Source organism: Nocardia sp. NPDC003693, from assembly GCF_053981095.1.
Window position 1 is genome coordinate 157,219 of sequence record NZ_JBSFNO010000006.1, and the last position, 16,743, is coordinate 173,961.

Here is a 16,743-nt window from a genome sequence, read left to right on the forward strand (position 1 = left end):
GCTTCCGCGCACCGGTCGCCACTCACTCCGGCGGATGCACCTATCGCTGAACGGCCGTGCGGCTGCAGCGAGACCCGTGCCGCCTGTCAACCATCCCGGCGGGCGGCAACAGGACCAACAGCCATGACAACGCCGAGCAGCCTTCATGACCGTGCGGAGCCGCCCCACCGCGTGGATGAGCATCGATCCGAGCGGCTACCTGGACGCGGAACGGCGGCGCGGGTGTGGTGCCCGCGCCGCCGTTCGGTCGGCGCTGCCGGCGGCGAAGCCGCGGGACTACGGGGTCAGCGACCGCCCGCGGACGGGGCGCCGGACGCCGCGGCGGAGCCGGAGCCGTCCGGCAGGGCGGACATGCCCTGCCAGGTGGTCCAGTCCAGGGCCCAGTCGTAGATGTCGCCGTCGGCGGCGGAGAGGTCGATCCGGGTCCCGGTCACCTCCACCGGGTCGCCGTAGAGGGCGGTCGGGAAGTAGGACTGGGCGTCGGCGGGGCTGAGGTTGATGCAGCCGTTGGTCACGTTCGTGTTGCCCTGCGCGGACAGCGATTCGGGGTTCGCGTGGATGAACTCGCCGTTGTTGGAGATCCGCACGGCCCAGCGCTCGCGCACGTTCGTGTAGTACGGCGGGTTGGACATCATGAAGTCCTCGTACTTCTCGGTCACCACGTGCACGCCGGAGCGGGTGACGTTGCGATCCTCGTTGCCCTCGCCGTAGCTGACCGCGAAGTCGAACACGATCTGCCCGTCGCGGACCACCTCCATGCGGTGGCTCGGGGCGTTGGCGCGCACGATCTGCGCGCGGCCGATGGTGAAGTCCGAGGTCAGGTCGGTGACGCCGTAGTTGCCGCCGCCGAAGTCCAGCCCGTAGAGCTTGGCCGCCACCTTGACGGTGGTGCCGGGCTGCCAGTATTCGCGCGGCCGCCAGTGCACCCGCGAGCCCACGTCGGAATCGGGCAGCCACGCCCACGATCCCTCGGTCACGGGGTTGGTGGTGACGGTCAGCGCCTGCTGCACGGCCGCCTTGTCGGTGACGTGCCCGGTGAACTGCAGGATGATCGGCGCCGCGATGCCGACCTCCTGCCCGTCGCCGATGTTGATCGTCGCCGGCACCTCGTTCTTGGGTTCGAGGGTGGTGAACTTCGATTCGATCGGCACCGGCTTGCCGTCGGTGCCGACCGCGGTGCCGGACCAGGTGTAGGTGATGCCGTAGCCGAGCGGTTCGGTGATGGTGTATTTGGTTCCGTCCGAACTCAATTCACCGCTGACCTGCTTGCCGTTCGGGTTACTCAGCGCCACCTGGTCGATGCGGCCGCCGGTCACCGAGACCGAGATCGGCGCGGTGGGGCTGATATCGGTCGCGCCGTCGTCGGGTTCGATCGACACCTTGGCCGCGGGTGCGGCGGGCTCGTCCTTGCCGCCGCCGCCCTTGTCCGATGAACATCCGGCCACCATGGCGATGATCGCGAGCAGCGCCGCCAGCACCGTAATAGCCCGTCGCGCGGGCACTCGTCCTCGACTGTTCACCGTTCCGACGTTACCCCCGCAAATCCGGTCCCCCGGCCACGGCCACGGTGGCGCCGACCACGCCTACAGGGTCAGACCCACCGTCACGGGCTCCGGCTCCAGGTGCACCCGGAAACGCTCAGCAACTCCCTCGCGAACTTCGCGCGCCAGCGCGGCGATGTCGGCGGCGGTCGCCGCGCCCCGATTGGTCAGGGCGAGAGTGTGTTTGGTGGACAGTCGCGCGGGCGCGTCCGCTCCCGGGAAGCCCTTGGCGAATCCGGCGCGTTCGATCAGCCACCCGGCGGAGAACTTCACGCCGTCGGCAACGGCCCAGGTGGGCACCGCCACATCGGCGCCGACATGTGTGGCGATCGCCGCACGCACCTCCTCGACCCGACTGTCCGGAATGACCGGATTGGTGAAGAACGAGCCCGCACTCCAGGTGTCGTGATCGGCCGGATCGAGCACCATGCCCTTGCCCGCACGCAACCGCAGCACCTCCGCCCGCACCAGCTCGGCCGGCCGCGACTCGCCCTCGGTCGCCCCCAGCGCGGCCGCCAGCTCGCGATACCCCAGCGGCGCACTGGAACCATCGGCGCGCAAGGCGAATTCGACCTCCAGCACCACCGCCGCGTCACTGTGCTTGAGCACCGAGGTGCGGTACCCGAACCCCAGCTCACCGGGCTCCACCCAGCGAATCTCCCCGCTCGCCCGATCCAGCAGCCGCACCCGGCGCAGCAGCGACGCCACCTCGACCCCGTACGCGCCGACGTTCTGCACCGGCGTCGCACCCGCCGAACCCGGGATACCGGACAGGCATTCGAGCCCGCCGAACCCGGCCTCGACCGTCGCCGCCACCACCGCGTCCCAGTTAGCGCCCGCCTCCGCGATCACCGAGTCCGCGCCGATTCGCACCCCGGTGGTCGCGATCCGCACCGCCACCCCGGCGAACCCGGAATCGGCGATGAGCAGATTCGACCCGCCCGCGATGAGCAGCACCGGAATTCCGGCCGCGTCCAGCGCGCGCACGGTCGCCACCAGCGACTCGGTGCTCGCGCAGTCGGCCAGCACCGCGGGCCCGCCCACCCGCAGGGTCGTCAGCTCCGCCAGCGGAACCGCGTCGCGCAGCACCGCGCCGGTCTCGGCGAGCCGGTCCCGCAGGTCGTCGAAGGACACCACCCCAGAAGTACGCACAGGCACAGACGGTAGCCTGTCCGACCATGGCGACACCTCTGGCCTTCACTGCGCACTCCCCGCATTCCACCGCCGCCGTGCGCGCTGCCTTCTCCAGCGAGCAGTACTGGAAGGACCGCATCGAGAACGTCGGCGGCCCGAACGCCCGCATCGACGCCATCTCGATCAACGGCGATCACGTGCGCGTGGACATGGTGCAGGCCATCCCCGCCGAGGAGCTCCCCACCCAGATCACCGCGGTCCGCCCCGGCGACCTGATCATCCCGCGCACCGAGACCTGGGACGGCAGCGGCGGCACCGTCGAAGCCCGCGTCGAGGGCGCGCCCGCGACCGTGCAGGGCACCCTGTCGGTCACCGACGACGGCACCGGCTCGGTCTTCGTGGTGGACGCCAGCATCGAGGTCAAGATCCCGCTCTTCGGCAAGAAGATCGAGGCCGCCGTGCAGCAGCACCTGACCGAACTGCTCGAACGCGAAGCCGAGTTCACTGCCAATTGGCTGAGTTCACACTGACGGGGCACATCCCGCAGTAACCTGACCGATCGTGCCTCGCCGACTCGACTACTCCGCACGCTATTCGCTGCACACCACGAAAGAGGTGTACGCGGCCCTCGCGAACCGTGACCTGTGGGACGCGCGCATCGAGGAGATGCGGAAACACTCACCCAACGATCTGGTGAGTCTGGACGCCGGTGACAACGGCATCGAGGTCGAGATGCGGCACGTGCTGCCGCGCGAGTCGCTGCCGGACATGGCGCGCTCGTTCTGGCGCGACGACATGGTCATCACCCGCCGCGAGCGCTGGGGCGCGTTCGGACCCGAGTCGACCGGCGCGTACACCACCGACCTGCCCGGCGCGCCCGGCACCCTGGGCGGCGACATGCGCCTCTTCCCGACCGACACCGGCTGCACGCTGCGCACGACTTCGCGTGCGACGGTGCAGATTCCATTCTTCGGACGCAGACTCGAACAGCTCATGCTCGTGAATCTGGTCGACCTGTTCCGAGCCGAGGCAGAGGTGACGCAGCGCTGGCTGGATCAGCAGCACCCCGTCGGCTGAAACCGATCGGCACGATCACCCGCGGCACCACCGGCATCAACCGGCTCCGCCGCGGTGATCGATGGATGGCGCACGACGCCCTGATCACCAGCAGGTTGCTGGCGGCGCCGGATCCGCTCGTGGTCGACCTCGGGTACGGCGCCAGCCCGGTCACCACCCTGGAGATGGCGGCCCGGCTCCGCGCGGTGCGCCCGGACCTGCGCGTGTTCGGCCTCGAGATCGATCCCGAGCGCGTGGTCCCGGGCCGCGACGGCGTCGGGTTCGCCCGGGGCGGTTTCGAATTGGCGGGCCTGCGCCCGAATCTGGTGCGCGCCTTCAACGTCCTGCGCCAGTACCCCGAATCCGCCGTCCCCGGCGCCTGGTCCACCATCGTGTCCGGCCTGGCGCCCGGCGGCCTGCTGCTGGACGGCACCTGCGACGAGCTCGGCCGCCGCTGCGCCTGGATCCTGCTGGACCGCGAGGGCCCGCTCTCGCTCACCCTGGCCTGGGACCCCTTCACCGTCGACCAGCCCTCCGACATAGCCGAGCGCCTCCCGAAGGCGCTCATCCACCGCAACGTCCCCGGCGAGCCCGTCCACACCCTGCTCACCGCCGCCGACCGCGCCTGGGCGGTGGCCGCTCCCCTGGCGCCCTACGGCCCGCGCGCCCGCTGGCGGCACGCCGCGAATCTCCTACGCGAACAAGGCTTCCCGCTGCGCCCCCAGCGCCGCCGCCTGCGTGACAACCAGCTCACCATCCCCTGGTCCGCGGTGGCCCCGCTCCCCTGACTCCCGATCTACCGACGCCACAACCGCTTCCCCGCGCCGGGCGTGAACGACGCTCGGGACACGCCGTCCGAAGAACCCGCGGTGCGCATCGACGACCGCCGCCATCGCTGTCACGAATCCAGCCGGATCCGGCGACCACCCGCCTGGTCGCGGCCGGATCCGCCGGACCGGTCAGAGCGCTCGCGGCGACGGTGAACCCGCGGGGCTCAGGCCGGCCGGATCCGGTCGCGCAGGGTCTGGATCGAACCGGTGAGGGCGGCGGGCGCCACCAGGGAGCGCGGGGTGAAGGGCTGGCGCCACAGGCCGCCGTGCGCGGCGCCGACGGTGAAGAGCGACTCGGGATTCGGGGCGGGCGGGGCCGGGGCGAACAGGTCCGCGACGAGTTTGGCGGCCAGCAGGACCCGGGCGGTCGCGGGGTCGAAGACCTCGATCCCGAACTGCGCGGCCGCCCGGTGCGCGGCGCTACGCCACAGCGGCTGCTGGGCGGTCGCGGTCCAGATGGGCGGGGTGACCGTGTACGACACGGTGTGCCCGGACTCCCGGGCCAGGGTGGCGCGCCAGCGCGGAAGGCGCTGGGCCAGCGCGTAATCGGGGCCCGCGAGATAGGGCAGATTGTCGAACAGGCCCCAGGGCGCGCCGTCGGCGTCGAAGGTGGGGCGGGTGTAGTTGAGGTGATAGAGCGACCGCGGGGCCAGCCGGTGCAGCAGGTCCCGGGCCGACCCGCGAATCCCGCTGTCGGCCAGATGCTCCCGCGCGCCGAGCACCACCGACTCCGGCACGGCGTAGCAGTCGGCGGGCGAACCGTGCAGGGCCAGAACGGCATCGGGATGCCGGCCCAGCACCGCCTCGGCCAGCACGTCCGAGGCCGCGGCGATCCGCAACCCGGCCGCCCCGGCCCGCCCCGCGTACGCGCCGAGCACCGGCCGCGCGTCGGAGTGCGCGCTGATCCACTGCGCCAGCGCCGGAAAGCCGTTGCCGATGTCCACGCCCGGCCCCCGGTCGGTGACCGGGTACCGCATGACGCCGGCGCTCGCCCGCGCTCGCGCGCGCAGCCGATCCCAGCGCCCGCGCCCGGGCAGCTCCACCGCCAGCACCTGCGCGCCCCAGGACAGCAGCGGCCGCAGCGGGCTCAGCGTGGCCGCCGCCCCGGTGATGGTCATGCGGAAACCCGGCAGCGACAACCACTCCGGATGTTCGGCGACGGCGCGGACGGCATCCGCGAAACCGGGTTCGACGATGCCCCGCCGCTGCCAGTCGGTGAGCTGCCGCAGCAGTTCCTCCTCCGCCAGCGTCTTTCCCTGCCACGGGATTTCGAGACGCCGACGGGGTTCGGCGGCCCCCTCGACGCTCGCGACACCGAGCTCGGCGCCCGCGGCCGCGGCCGCCAGATCCGCACCGTCCAGCGAGGTCACGGTGTGCCCGGCCGCGAAGCGCAGCATGGCCCGCACCGCGTGCAGCCCGTCGCGCGCGGTGCCGTGCGAGACCCGGGGCGCGCTCACCGCCAGCGCGGTCAGCGCGCGGAAGACCGGGTGGTAGCCGTGCCGCCAGTCCCGCATCGTCTCGACCGACTGCGCCAGGTCCGCGTCATAGCGGCGCACCGCGTCGGCGACGACCGCCGCCGAGAACATCTCCGCCATCCGCTCGGGCGGCCCGGGCGGAAAGGCCAGATCCCAGACACCGGTGCGGAGGATCCCCATAGTCGATCACCCTGCCACGAAACCCGGCCGGGCAACACTCGGGAAACGGACATTCACCGCGGCGTCAGGCCCCGGTGAGCGCCCGGTGCAACCGCGCCGCGGTGGACGGCGGCAGACCCGCACTGGCGGAGCGGATTTCGGCGGTGTCGCAGCGGTGGATGGCCACCGCGTCGGCGACCACCTCGTCCAGGGCGGACTGCCCGATCCCCGCCTCGGCCAGATCCAGCACCGTGCGCAGCGGCGTGGTCACCAGGAACGTGCCCGCCGATTCCACGTCCTTGCGCGCGAAGGTCCGCCGCAGCACCACCAGCCGGGGCGAGAGCGGGAACCGCCCGACCCGCGCCGACATGTGCACGAAGCGCGGCCGCAACCGGCCCAGTCCGTGCAGTTCGGCGGCACTGTGATGGGAGACCGCGGCCGCGCCGTCGAACCACGCCGACCACATGGCGTACTCGTCCAGCGGCCCGTCGGGCCACGCGGCCAGCCGCAGCAATCCCACCCCGGCCCGGACCACCGAGCCGTCCCGGAGACCGTCGCGGATGCGGGCCTCGCTCCCGGTCTGCAACACCTGCCGGGTCGTGAAATACCCGGCATGCCGACCGGCCAACTCCTGCAACGCCAGCCACCCGTTTTCCGGATCGGGCTCCGGTGCCGCACTCCCAGCCATGGATTCAGGCTACGCGCTCACCTGTGCGTTAGGTCACAATCCGCCGGGAGTGAGCCGACACCTCACCGGAAGCACAGAGCACGCACAGAAAGCTCGTGAACAATCGGCCACATGTCTTCGAACCCACACTCGGACGACACCGACCGGCCCGCCTCGGAGCACGACGCGGGCGCCGCCGGCGCCGCCGCACCCGCTGAGCAGGCTCAGCCGACCGAAGTAATCCATTCGGGCACAAAGAAATCCGACAATTCGGGCGGCCCGGGCGAACTATCCGACGCGGAGGCCGCCACCGTCGTCGCGAAACCCGGCGCGGACGCGGACAAGACCCAGGTCATTCCCGGCCAGGGCACCGCGCAGCCCGCGGAATGGTGGCACGAAACCGAGCGGTTCGGCGCCGACGAGGGCTCCCGAGCACCCGAAACCGAACGCTACGAACAGGCGACCGTCGCTTTCGGCACGCCCTCCGAGCCCGCCGCCGGGAGCACCGAGGTACTGCCGGAGCCCGCCGCCGGACACACCGAAGTACTGCCCGCACCCGAACCGGGCGACACCGGCGACCATCCCACCCGCGCACTGCATCCCGGCGACGCGGCCTATGCCGCCGCGGCCGGCGCGCCCCCGGTCGCCGCCGGGGCGCGGATACCGCCCGGCACGCCCCCGCCGACCGCGAATACCACCGGCGGGCAGGGCGGTTCGCCCGGCGGGAAACGCAAGCGCCGGACCGCGTTGATCGTCGCCGTCGTCGTGGCGATGGTGCTCGTCGGCGGCCTGGCCTTCGGTGAGGCGTACGCCCGCCGCAGCGTGGAGAACTGCATCGCTTCGCAATTCGAGCAGCAGATGGGCTCCAAGATCGACGTCTCGTTCGGCGCCAAGCCCATGCTCATCACCATGCTCGACAAGAAGGTCGGCTCGGTCACCGTGGACAGCGACGACACCAAATTCGGCCCGGCCGTGGGCATGAAGGTGCACGCGGTCTTCAACGACCTCGAGATGCAGGACGACGGCAAGAGCGGCAGCGTCGGCAGCTCCGAGGCCGAGGTCAGCTGGAGCAACGAGGGCATCGCGAAAACGATGGGCGGCTTGATATCCAGCTCCACCTCCGATCCCAAATCCGGCACCCTGACCTTCGCGGTGCTGGGCGGGCTGGCCGAACTGCAGATCAAGCCCCAAGTGGTCGGGGACAAGATCGAGGTCGAGACCATGTCGGCCGCCCTGCTCGGCATCGGCCTGCCCACCGATCTGGTCTCGGGCATCGTGGAACTCATGACCGAGAGCCTGCAGAGCTACCCGATGGGCCTGCAGCCCACCAAGATCGAGGTCACCTCGGACGGCCTGCACGTGTCCCTGCGCGGCGGGCCGACCAAGCTCGAACCGGTCGAGGGACAGCAGCAGACCGCCGAACTGCGCTGCTGATCACGAACTCCCGTGCCCGCGCCGGAATCCCGGCTCGGGCACGGGAGTAGCACGCGAATTCGCCGCTCCGGCACCGCACGTCGGCCGATCAGGCCGGAAAGCCCGCCAGCACTTCACGAGAACGCGACAGCCCCAGCCTGGTCGCCCCGGCCGCGATCAACTCCGCCGCCGCGGCCGACGTGCGAATTCCGCCGCTGGCCTTCACACCCAGCCGCCCGCCCACCGTCTCGGCCATCAGCCGCACCGCGTGCACGCTCGCCCCGCCCGCCGGATGGAATCCGGTCGAGGTCTTCACGAAATCCGCGCCCGCCTTTTCCGCCACCCGGCACACCTCGACGATCGCCGCGTCGCTCAGCGCCGCGGACTCGATGATCACCTTCAGCAGCGCCCGCTGACCGACGGCCTCGCGCACGGTGATGATGTCCCCCAGCACCGCGTTGTAGTCGCCGGCGACGGCCGCGCCGACGTCGATGACCATGTCCACCTCCGCCGCCCCCTGGTCCACGGACAGGCGCGCCTCGGCGCCCTTGATCAGCGAATGATGTTTGCCGGACGGAAAACCCGCGACCGTGGCCACCGCCAGTCCCGGCGCCCGCACCGGCAGCATCGCCGGTGAGACACAGATGGCGAAGACGCCCAGCTCACGGGCCTCTTCGATGAGCGCCTCGACATCCGGAACGGTCGCTTCCGGTGCGAGCAGCGTGTGATCGATCATCGCCGCCACGTCACGGCGGGAAAGCTCAGCCATGAGCGTTGAGTTTGGCATATCGATAGCGAATTTCGTTGCGTCCCGGCGATGCCGTCACGCACACTCGTAGGGTGTTGATCCGTCGTGAACGTCCCGGCGACGCCGCCGCGATCGACGCGGTACACCGCAGCGCCTTCGCGAGTCAGTACGCGAACGCCCCCGGCAGCGGCCTCGCCACCACCCGCACCGACCCACCCGAAGTGGGGCTGGTGCGCCACCTGCGCGACCATTCGGCCTGGATCCCGACCCTGTCGATGGTCGCCGAGATCCACCAGGGCGTCGTGGGGCACGTCTGCCTCACCCGGGCGGGCATCGGCCCGTTCCCGGTCCTCGCGCTGGGCCCGATCGGCGTCCTGTCCGAGGCGCAGGCGCACGGGGCCGGCTCGGCCCTCATGCACGCCGCCCTGGGCGCCGCCGAGGCCCTGGACGAGACGCTGGTCGGGCTGCTCGGCAGCCTGGACTGGTACCCGCGGTTCGGCTTCGTCCCCGGCGCCCGGCTCGGCATCGCCCCGGATCAGCCCGACTGGGCCGCCCACTTCCAGGTCCGGCCGCTCGCCGCCTACGACGGCGAGATCATCGGCGACTTCCGCTACCCGGACCCTTTCTACGAACTCTGACCCGCCGCCCACCCGGAGCCGGCCGATCCGCCGGTCGTACCGGCCACCCGCGCCCGCCGCCACGGCCGGACGCCGACCGCCCGCGGCGGCCGCATAGGGTGACCAGCATGAGTTCCACCCCCGGCAATCCGGACGACCGTCGCTTCGTGCTGACCCTGGGCTGCCCCGACCGTCCCGGCATCATCGCCCGCATCACCTCGTTCATCGCCGACTTCGGCGGGTCGATCGTCGAGGCCGGATACCACTCCGACCTGGACACCGGCTGGTTCTTCACCCGCCAGGCCATCAAGGCGGCGACCGTCCCGTTCGAACTGGACGAGCTGCGCGACCGGTTCGCCGCGATCGCCGCCGAACTGGGTCCGGAGACCGACTGGCAGCTGCACGACACCGGGGAACGCCGCCGCGCGGTACTGCTGGTCAGCAAGGACGGGCACTGCCTGCACGACCTGCTCGGCCGCGCGGGCAGCGGCGAGCTGCCCGCCACGATCGAGGCCGTCATCGGCAACCACCCCGACCTCGCGGGCATGACCGAGGCGCACGGCGTGAAGTTCCACCACGTGCCCTTCCCGAAGGATCCCGCCGAGCGCGGCCCCGCCTTCGAACAGGTCCGGGAACTGGTCGACGCGCACGACCCGCACGCGGTGGTGCTGGCCCGCTTCATGCAGGTGCTGCCCCCGGAGCTGTGCGAGCACTGGGCGGGCCGCGCGCTCAACATCCACCACAGCTTCCTGCCGTCGTTCGTCGGCGCCCGCCCCTACCACCAGGCCTTCGCCCGCGGCGTGAAGCTGATCGGCGCGACCTGCCACTACGTGACCGCCGAACTGGACGCGGGCCCGATCCTGGAACAGGACGTGACCCGCATCGACCACGCGGACACCATCCACGACATGGTCCGCCAGGGCCGCGACATCGAACGCGTGGTCCTGGCCCGCGGCCTCCGCTGGCACCTCGAGGGCCGAGTCCTGGTCCACGGCCGCCGCACGGTGGTCTTCAACTAGCAGGTTCCGGTCGCCCTGCCCCGAGAGTTCGTGCGGCAGGGCGGGCCTCGTCACCTGCGCTCGCATCAACCGAGACAACGCCACGATCCCCTGCGGGCCGCGGCAGCCACGAGACCACCCGACCAGGGCGATGATTCGCGGCCGGAGACGACGCACCCCTGCCACACGCCGTTGTGTGACAGGGGCTTACTCGTCGCCAGAGGCGACAACTGATCTCGGCCGGGGCACCGGATAGCCCGGCCGACAGTCGATCCCGAATCAGGCGCTCGATCCCTGAGCCGGAAGGCGATCAGGAGCCAGGCGGCAGCCACGCTCTCGGCCAGGGCATCTCGTTGCCCGAGTCGGCACCTGATCTCGTTCCGGTCGGGGTAACTCCCCGGGTGCGGGCGAACCTTCCCACCACGATCCCGCCGGCGGCCGACGCAACCGTGAACCCACCTGAGTCAGGCTGTAATTCGCGGAGAGGCGGGGCAGCAGCTCAGGCTGTGATTCGCGGGGAGGCGGCGGAGCCCCGACGTCCCATGCGAATCAAACGGTGCAGCTCGTTGTTGAACGCCGACTGGGCCTCGATGTTCACCAGGTGCCCGGTGGGCAGGATGACGTAGCGGTCGAGATAGCCCGCGTCGGCGAGGGTGTCGGCGATCTCGCGCGAGTGCACCTCGGGCAGCAGGCGGTCGTGCGACCCCGCGATGACCGTCGTGGGCACCGTCAGGTTCGCGGCCGCGCCGTGCAGATCGAGATCGAGCAGCCCGCGGGCGACGGCGGCGCGCACCGACGGCCGGCACGAACGCACCACGGACAGACCGAAACTCGCCTCGTCGTCGGTGGCGGTGGCGGTCATCAACCGGCTCTTGGCGACCACGTTCATGGCCCGCCCGCCCGGCAGCGGCACCGGGGTACCGAAGAGCACCAGGGTCAGCCAGTCCGGCGCGGGGACAAGGGTGTTGAAGACCGGGAGCACGGTGGCCCGGGTGCTGATCCGGCGCGCGGCGGTGGTGGCCAGCAGCACCGCGGAGGCGCGCTGGGCGACCTGCTCGGGATACCGCTGGGCCCAGGCCTGAATGGTCATGCCGCCCATGCTGTGTCCGACCAGCGTGGCGCGCTGTCCGGGCCGCAGGACGGCCGCGAGGATCTCGGCGAAGTCGTCGGCGAGCTGGTCGGGCCCGAAAGCGATGCTCCCGCTGTCGCTTTCCCCGTGTCCGCGCTGATCGAAGGCGATCACCCGGTACTCGCCGGCGAAGGCGTTGATCTGCGGGTTCCAGTAGTCGAGGGCGCAGGACCAGCCGTGCGCCAGCACGATGGTCTCGCCGTCGGCGGGCCCGTAGGCGTGTACGCGCAGGGTGGCGCCGTCCCGGGTGGTGACCGGAATGACTTCGGCGGGCCGCGGCGTGTTGAAGGACTCGGTCGCGTAGGTCCGGTTCCGCAGTGCGGTGCGGAAGGGTGCGGTCAGGAAATCCGCGCCCGTCTCAGGCAGTTTCACCAGCATGAGCACTCCTTTGTGTTCCCGGCCACAGTACCGCGCTAGCTATGGTGCTTGCTAGAGCAAGCGGCGAACTTTTTCGAATTCACCGTTCGCGACCCTTGTCACCGAATACCCGTTCCACCGCAACGGCATTCACCGCGCGCGCGACGATCACGGGCCGGCGCTGTTATCTACGACACATCCTGCGGCGGTTCACGCCCGCGGACAATGGACCCCGGGGGTGGAAATCCCCACCCCGAAAACCCCGGCGCCGCTCAGGCTCCGACGACCCGAGCGGGAATCCCGAACGCGGCCTTGGCAACCCGGGCGAGTTCACCGTTGAACTCGCGGTAGGCCTCCACGTTGCCCAGATGACCGGTCGGCAGGATGCGGTACCCGTCGAGAGTGCCCGCCTCGGTGAGCATTTCGGCGATGCGATCCGAGTGCACGACCGGGGTCATATCGTCGGCCGAGCCGGCGACGATGCTCGTCGGCACGGTCAGATTCACCGCGCCGCGGCCAACGTCCATGTGCGAGAGCAGTTCGCCGAAGCGCCCGCGCACCTTGGCCGGGCAGGACCGCACGATGTTCTGCGCGAACTCGGCGATGTCGCCCACCGAGTTCAGGCTCATGATCTGACGGCGGAACAGCCAGCTCACCGGCGCGATCGGCGGGAAGAGCACGGGCAGGCTCAGCCCGAGCAGGCCGACGGCGAACGGCAACTTCAGAATTCCGCCGCGGTTGCAGAACGGGACCACGGTGGTGTGGTTGATGAGCTCACTCGCGGCGGTATTGCACAGCAGCACCGCTCGTGCCCGCTGCTGAACATGGTCGGGATACCGCCCGGCCCAGCCCTGAATGGTCATGCCGCCCAGGCTGTGTCCCACCAGCACCGCGCGCTGGCCCGGCCGCAGGGTGGCATCGAGCACCGCGTCCAGGTCGTCGGCCAGCTGATCGACGGTGAGCGGGGCGGTGCCCTCTTCGCTCTCCCCGTGCCCGCGCACGTCGTAGGCGATGACGCGGTAGTCGCCGGCGAAGGCGTTGATCTGCGGGTTCCAGTATTCGAGCGCGCAGGTCCAGCCGTGCACCAGCACGATGGCCTCGGCATCGGCCGGCCCGTAGGCGTGCACCCGCAGGTGCGCGCCGTCGGTCGTGGTCACCGGAACGACCTCGTAGGGTCCGGCGGGCGGATTCAGATCCGCGTTGGCATAGGTGCGAGTGCGCAGGTCGGCGCGGTGCTGACGCAGCAGCTCGCTGATTCTGACGCCCAGGTCGGCCCGGGAGGGCAGCATTGCCCGCATAGGACACTCCTTTGTGTTACTGACAATTACAGTAACTCCGCGAGAGCGTGCTAGCTAGTGCAAGCACCCAAAAATTTCGCGATCGGCCGACTACCTGGGACTTATCCCTCCGATCGCTTCGAACCGGGCCGCGACCCGGCGATCACCAGCGCGGACCCCGCTGGATTTCGTCGACCTTGGGCCGCACGTCGGCCAGATACACGCCGGTGGCCACGATCGCCGCGATACCGAGCAGCCCGACCACGGTCCCCCCGAGCAGCAGCCCGCCCAGCGACGCCGCCAGAATCGCCAGCCACGCCGGCTTGGTCAGCTTGTCCACGGCGGTGAACGCGTCCGGGCGCTGCCGGATGGCGTGCACCAGCGCGAAGACCGTCATACCGAAGGCGAGGTACCACAGCACCTGCAGAATCAACTGCGGAATATTGCCCATCACCCCGCCCATCATACGAGCGTGACATCACCGGCCGCGGGTTCCGGCCGCCGACACTCGACGCGACGGCCCAACGCAGGTCACCGGGCGAAACGCGAACCACACACCGGACCCGGAAACGACCGCGGCCCCCGCACAGTGACTGTGCGAGGGCCGCGGTCCGATCGAACCCGGAACCGCTTACTTCTTGGCGGCGGGCGCGGCCTTCTTGGCCGGAGCCTTCTTCGCGGGGGCCTTCTTGGCCGGGGCCGGAGCCGGGGTCTCGACGACCGGGGCGGGCTCGGTCACGGTCTCGACCTGGACGACCTCGGCGTCGACGGCCTCCTCGGCCACCGGCGCGGTCTTGGCGCCCAGCAGCGGCGACACCTGGTCGGACACCTTGCCGACCACGCCCTGCGCCTGCGCGACGATGTCGGAGTACAGGGTCTCGACCTGCGCGAAGCGCTCCTCGAAAGTCGGGTTGGTGCGCAGCTTCTCGACGGTCTCCTCGCCGCGGGCGGCGAAGTCGGCGTAGAGGTCCAGCAGCTGGTGGTAGTACTGGTCGACGAGCTTGCGCAGCTCCTCGGCGGTGGCCTTCTCGCGCAGCTCGGCGAGGTCCTCGGGCAGCTCGGACGGCAGCGCGGAGATGCGCTGACGCAGGACGTCGACCTGGCCCTTGGCGTCGGCGGGCAGGTTCGCGAAGCGCTCGCGCGCCTCTTCCACCCGGCCGGACACGTCGGCGGAGGCCGCCTTGCCGCGGAGCTTCTCGATGGTGTCGAGCACGGACGCGTAGATCGCGTCGCCGGCGCCGACGGTGGCGTAGATGGGCTTGGTCACGGTCGCGGTGCGCGTGCTGGTCTCAGTCATGTGTCTCGTTCTCCTGGCGTGACGGAACTTCGGTTGTGCGGTTCGGAACCTCGTTGTCCCTGAGGGCGTTTCGGCCCTCGTTTCCCCCGGGAGCGCCCCCCAATTGGTTCGTCGCGTCCCCTCTGTCCTCGCTCGCCGCGTTTTCCCGGCGGAACGATTCGTAGATGTCCAACAGCACCTGCTTCTGCCGCTCGGAGATTTCCGTGTCGGCGAGCAGGGCGTCGCGGACGGGACCGTGCGGCCTCTGCTCGAGGTACCCGGCCCGCATGTACAAGACCTCCGAGGACACCCGCAGACCCTTCGCGATCTGCGCGAGCACCTCGGCGGACGGGTTGCGCAGTCCGCGCTCGATCTGGCTGAGATACGGGTTGCTCACCCCCGCCAGCAGTGCGAGCTGACGCAGCGAGACCTGTGCGGCCTCACGCTGTGCTCGGATGAAGCCCCCGATGTCGTGAGCCGCGTTGGCTACGCGACCCGTCCGATCGTCGGCGGCGGACGTCTCCGCGGTGTCGCCCTCGATCGGTTCGGAAACCTCGGGATCGTTCGTCATCACGCACCTTCTGGTGGTTGTACGGCCAATTCTAAAACCAGGTGCTAGCTCTTGCAAGCGCTCTGCTAGCAGTGTTTCGGCTAACGCCCGGCGCCGAGCGGGTCAGCCATTGAACAGCAAATGTGAAACGGAATAGATTACGAGTCCGGCGAGCGAGCCGACGACCGTGCCGTTGATGCGGATGAATTGCAGATCCTTGCCCGCCGCCAATTCGATCTTGCGACTGGCTTCCTCCGCGTCCCAGCGTGCCACGGTATCGCTCACCAGCGTGGCAACCTCGTCGCCGTAGTTGGAAATGAGATAGCGCACACCGCGTTCGAGCCAGTTGTCGACCTTGGCGCGCATCTCCGCGTCGGCCGAGAGCCGCTCGCCGAGCTGCTGCACGTTCTCCGACACCTTGCGCCGCAGGGTCGAGTTCGGATCGTCCACGGACTCCAGAATCATCCGCTTGGCGGCCCGCCACGTGGCGTGCGCCATACCGGTGATCTCCTGCCGGCCCATGAGCTCGGTCTTGATCTTCTCCGCCTTGGCGATCATGGCGTCGTCGAATTGCAGATCGTGCGCGAATTCCTCGAGGAAGCGGTTGGCCGCCAGGCGCACCTCGTGATCGGGCTGCGTCCGCACCTTCCAGGTGAACTCCACCAGCTCGCGATAGATCTTCTCGGCGAGCATGGAATTGACAAACTTGGGCGCCCAGCCGGGCGCGTCCCGGTTGATGATCTTGTCGATGGTGTCCTGGGAATCCAGCGCCCACTGATGCGCGCGCTCGGCCAGCAGATCCAGCAGCGGACCCTGGCGATTGTCGGCGATGAGCTCGTTGAGCACCTTGCCGATGGGCGGACCCCACTGCGGCTCGGCGATCCGCTTGACGATGGTCTGGTCGATGATCTGCTCGACGTCCTCGTCGCGCAGCACCCCGACCACCGCGCGCAGAATGGTCGCGCTCTCCTCCGCCACCCGGGCCGCGTGCTCGGGATCGGCCATCCAGCGGCCGAGCCGGAACGAGACCTGCGCCGAATTCACCTTCGCCGCGACCACGTCGGGCGAGAGGAAATTGGTGCGCACGAAATCACCGAGCCCCGCGCCCAATTGGTCCTTCTTCTTGCGAATGATGGCCGTGTGCGGGATCGGCAGGCCGAGCGGATGCCGGAAGAGCGCGGTCACCGCGAACCAGTCCGCGAGCGCGCCGACCATGCCCGCCTCGGACGCGGCCTTCACGTAGCCGATCCACTCGCCGCCCTGACCTCGCGACTGGAACCAGGCGCAGAACACGAAGATCAGGGTCGCGGCCCCGAGGAAGCCGGTGGCGATGGCCTTCATCCGCCACAGTTCCTTCTTCTTGCCCTCCTCGTCCAGGAGGTCGGCGAACGCGCCGCCCGGCGGGGCGGCCGCCTTGCTCGCGCGGCCGCTCGATTCGAGTACCCCGGTGCTGCCGGCAGGTTGCTCCATGAGTCCATTCTGCTGCTTCCCGGAAGTTGGTCCGGGCCACCGGGCC

The 16,743-nt window shown here is 70.2% G+C and carries 17 protein-coding genes; 6 read left to right on the top strand and 11 right to left on the bottom strand.

Annotated elements, in window-relative coordinates:
* Nucleotides 1-284: 284 nt before the first annotated feature.
* Together ACWDOP_RS10200 and ACWDOP_RS10205 are read right to left on the bottom strand one after the other, a co-directional pair.
* Nucleotides 285-1,448, bottom strand: a complete 1,164-nt coding sequence (locus tag ACWDOP_RS10200; protein ID WP_456344838.1) for a L,D-transpeptidase — start codon at nt 1,446-1,448, stop codon at nt 285-287.
* Nucleotides 1,449-1,583: 135 nt separating this feature from the next.
* Nucleotides 1,584-2,627: a UDP-N-acetylmuramate dehydrogenase gene (locus tag ACWDOP_RS10205; RefSeq protein WP_456344839.1), complete on the bottom strand. Its 1,044-nt coding sequence runs from the start codon at nt 2,625-2,627 to the stop codon at nt 1,584-1,586.
* 92 nt (nt 2,628-2,719) lie between these two features.
* On the opposite strand from ACWDOP_RS10205, the gene ACWDOP_RS10210 reads away from it, so the two are divergent.
* The 3 genes from ACWDOP_RS10210 to ACWDOP_RS10220 all read left to right on the top strand — a co-directional run bounded on the left by ACWDOP_RS10210 (nt 2,720) and on the right by ACWDOP_RS10220 (nt 4,519).
* The gene (locus tag ACWDOP_RS10210) at nt 2,720-3,205 is read left to right on the top strand and encodes a DUF2505 domain-containing protein (RefSeq protein WP_454201520.1); all 486 of its coding nucleotides are present in this window, start codon (nt 2,720-2,722) and stop codon (nt 3,203-3,205) included.
* 31 nt (nt 3,206-3,236) lie between these two features.
* Nucleotides 3,237-3,752 (top strand): DUF2505 domain-containing protein, encoded by a 516-nt coding sequence (locus ACWDOP_RS10215; RefSeq protein WP_456344775.1) that lies wholly within the window; start codon nt 3,237-3,239, stop codon nt 3,750-3,752.
* A gap of 65 nt (nt 3,753-3,817) precedes the next feature.
* Nucleotides 3,818-4,519: a class I SAM-dependent methyltransferase gene (locus tag ACWDOP_RS10220; RefSeq protein WP_456344776.1), complete on the top strand. Its 702-nt coding sequence runs from the start codon at nt 3,818-3,820 to the stop codon at nt 4,517-4,519.
* Nucleotides 4,520-4,725: 206 nt separating this feature from the next.
* Here ACWDOP_RS10220 and ACWDOP_RS10225 read toward each other — a convergent pair whose 3' ends face one another.
* Both ACWDOP_RS10225 and ACWDOP_RS10230 read right to left on the bottom strand, forming a co-directional pair.
* Nucleotides 4,726-6,216 carry a hypothetical protein gene (locus ACWDOP_RS10225; protein ID WP_456344777.1) on the bottom strand — a complete coding sequence of 497 codons (1,491 nt, stop codon included), beginning with the start codon at nt 6,214-6,216 and terminating at the stop codon, nt 4,726-4,728.
* A gap of 64 nt (nt 6,217-6,280) precedes the next feature.
* Entirely contained in the window at nt 6,281-6,883 is a 603-nt protein-coding gene (locus ACWDOP_RS10230) for a type IV toxin-antitoxin system AbiEi family antitoxin domain-containing protein (RefSeq protein ID WP_454201516.1), read from the bottom strand.
* A gap of 111 nt (nt 6,884-6,994) precedes the next feature.
* Between ACWDOP_RS10230 and ACWDOP_RS10235 the strand changes: the two genes are divergently transcribed.
* Nucleotides 6,995-8,296: an LmeA family phospholipid-binding protein gene (locus ACWDOP_RS10235; RefSeq protein ID WP_456344778.1), complete on the top strand. Its 1,302-nt coding sequence runs from the start codon at nt 6,995-6,997 to the stop codon at nt 8,294-8,296.
* A gap of 88 nt (nt 8,297-8,384) precedes the next feature.
* Here the strand turns inward: ACWDOP_RS10235 and deoC are convergent, their stop codons facing one another.
* Nucleotides 8,385-9,044, bottom strand: a complete 660-nt coding sequence (gene deoC / locus ACWDOP_RS10240) for a deoxyribose-phosphate aldolase (protein ID WP_454201514.1) — start codon at nt 9,042-9,044, stop codon at nt 8,385-8,387.
* A gap of 71 nt (nt 9,045-9,115) precedes the next feature.
* On the opposite strand from deoC, the gene ACWDOP_RS10245 reads away from it, so the two are divergent.
* Both ACWDOP_RS10245 and purU read left to right on the top strand, forming a co-directional pair.
* Nucleotides 9,116-9,661 carry a GNAT family N-acetyltransferase gene (locus tag ACWDOP_RS10245; RefSeq protein WP_454201513.1) on the top strand — a complete coding sequence of 182 codons (546 nt, stop codon included), beginning with the start codon at nt 9,116-9,118 and terminating at the stop codon, nt 9,659-9,661.
* 107 nt (nt 9,662-9,768) lie between these two features.
* On the top strand, nt 9,769-10,659 hold the full coding sequence (gene purU, locus ACWDOP_RS10250; protein ID WP_454201512.1) for a formyltetrahydrofolate deformylase: 891 nt from the start codon (nt 9,769-9,771) through the stop codon (nt 10,657-10,659).
* A 478-nt stretch (nt 10,660-11,137) separates the two neighbouring features.
* Here the strand turns inward: purU and ACWDOP_RS10255 are convergent, their stop codons facing one another.
* From ACWDOP_RS10255 to ACWDOP_RS10280, 6 genes are all read right to left on the bottom strand, one after another.
* A complete protein-coding gene (locus ACWDOP_RS10255; RefSeq protein ID WP_456344779.1) occupies nt 11,138-12,145 on the bottom strand; it encodes an alpha/beta fold hydrolase in 1,008 nt (335 codons plus the stop codon).
* A 251-nt stretch (nt 12,146-12,396) separates the two neighbouring features.
* The gene (locus ACWDOP_RS10260) at nt 12,397-13,422 is read right to left on the bottom strand and encodes an alpha/beta fold hydrolase (RefSeq protein ID WP_456344780.1); all 1,026 of its coding nucleotides are present in this window, start codon (nt 13,420-13,422) and stop codon (nt 12,397-12,399) included.
* 142 nt (nt 13,423-13,564) lie between these two features.
* The gene (locus ACWDOP_RS10265; protein WP_456344781.1) at nt 13,565-13,867 is read right to left on the bottom strand and encodes a DUF2516 family protein; all 303 of its coding nucleotides are present in this window, start codon (nt 13,865-13,867) and stop codon (nt 13,565-13,567) included.
* A 165-nt stretch (nt 13,868-14,032) separates the two neighbouring features.
* Nucleotides 14,033-14,698 carry a heparin-binding hemagglutinin gene (locus ACWDOP_RS10270; protein ID WP_456344782.1) on the bottom strand — a complete coding sequence of 222 codons (666 nt, stop codon included), beginning with the start codon at nt 14,696-14,698 and terminating at the stop codon, nt 14,033-14,035.
* Nucleotides 14,691-15,248 (bottom strand): helix-turn-helix domain-containing protein, encoded by a 558-nt coding sequence (locus ACWDOP_RS10275; RefSeq protein ID WP_454201507.1) that lies wholly within the window; start codon nt 15,246-15,248, stop codon nt 14,691-14,693. Before ACWDOP_RS10275 ends, ACWDOP_RS10270 begins: the two co-directional genes overlap by 8 nt.
* Before the next feature lie 102 nt (nt 15,249-15,350).
* Nucleotides 15,351-16,697 (bottom strand): DUF445 domain-containing protein, encoded by a 1,347-nt coding sequence (locus ACWDOP_RS10280; RefSeq protein ID WP_456344783.1) that lies wholly within the window; start codon nt 16,695-16,697, stop codon nt 15,351-15,353.
* Between the last annotated feature and the right edge of the window lie 46 nt (nt 16,698-16,743).

Coding starts and splice junctions, on each gene's coding strand:
- ACWDOP_RS10255 (WP_456344779.1), bottom strand. CDS start 12,145: ATGCTGGTGAAACTGCCTGAGACGGGCGCGGATTTCCTGACCGCACCC.
- ACWDOP_RS10265 (WP_456344781.1), bottom strand. CDS start 13,867: ATGATGGGCGGGGTGATGGGCAATATTCCGCAGTTGATTCTGCAGGTG.
- purU (WP_454201512.1), top strand. CDS start 9,769: ATGAGTTCCACCCCCGGCAATCCGGACGACCGTCGCTTCGTGCTGACC.
- ACWDOP_RS10270 (WP_456344782.1), bottom strand. CDS start 14,698: ATGACTGAGACCAGCACGCGCACCGCGACCGTGACCAAGCCCATCTAC.
- deoC (WP_454201514.1), bottom strand. CDS start 9,044: ATGGCTGAGCTTTCCCGCCGTGACGTGGCGGCGATGATCGATCACACG.
- ACWDOP_RS10225 (WP_456344777.1), bottom strand. CDS start 6,216: ATGGGGATCCTCCGCACCGGTGTCTGGGATCTGGCCTTTCCGCCCGGG.
- ACWDOP_RS10210 (WP_454201520.1), top strand. CDS start 2,720: ATGGCGACACCTCTGGCCTTCACTGCGCACTCCCCGCATTCCACCGCC.
- ACWDOP_RS10280 (WP_456344783.1), bottom strand. CDS start 16,697: ATGGAGCAACCTGCCGGCAGCACCGGGGTACTCGAATCGAGCGGCCGC.
- ACWDOP_RS10230 (WP_454201516.1), bottom strand. CDS start 6,883: ATGGCTGGGAGTGCGGCACCGGAGCCCGATCCGGAAAACGGGTGGCTG.
- ACWDOP_RS10260 (WP_456344780.1), bottom strand. CDS start 13,422: ATGCGGGCAATGCTGCCCTCCCGGGCCGACCTGGGCGTCAGAATCAGC.
- ACWDOP_RS10235 (WP_456344778.1), top strand. CDS start 6,995: ATGTCTTCGAACCCACACTCGGACGACACCGACCGGCCCGCCTCGGAG.
- ACWDOP_RS10200 (WP_456344838.1), bottom strand. CDS start 1,448: ATGGTGGCCGGATGTTCATCGGACAAGGGCGGCGGCGGCAAGGACGAG.
- ACWDOP_RS10275 (WP_454201507.1), bottom strand. CDS start 15,248: ATGACGAACGATCCCGAGGTTTCCGAACCGATCGAGGGCGACACCGCG.
- ACWDOP_RS10220 (WP_456344776.1), top strand. CDS start 3,818: ATGGCGCACGACGCCCTGATCACCAGCAGGTTGCTGGCGGCGCCGGAT.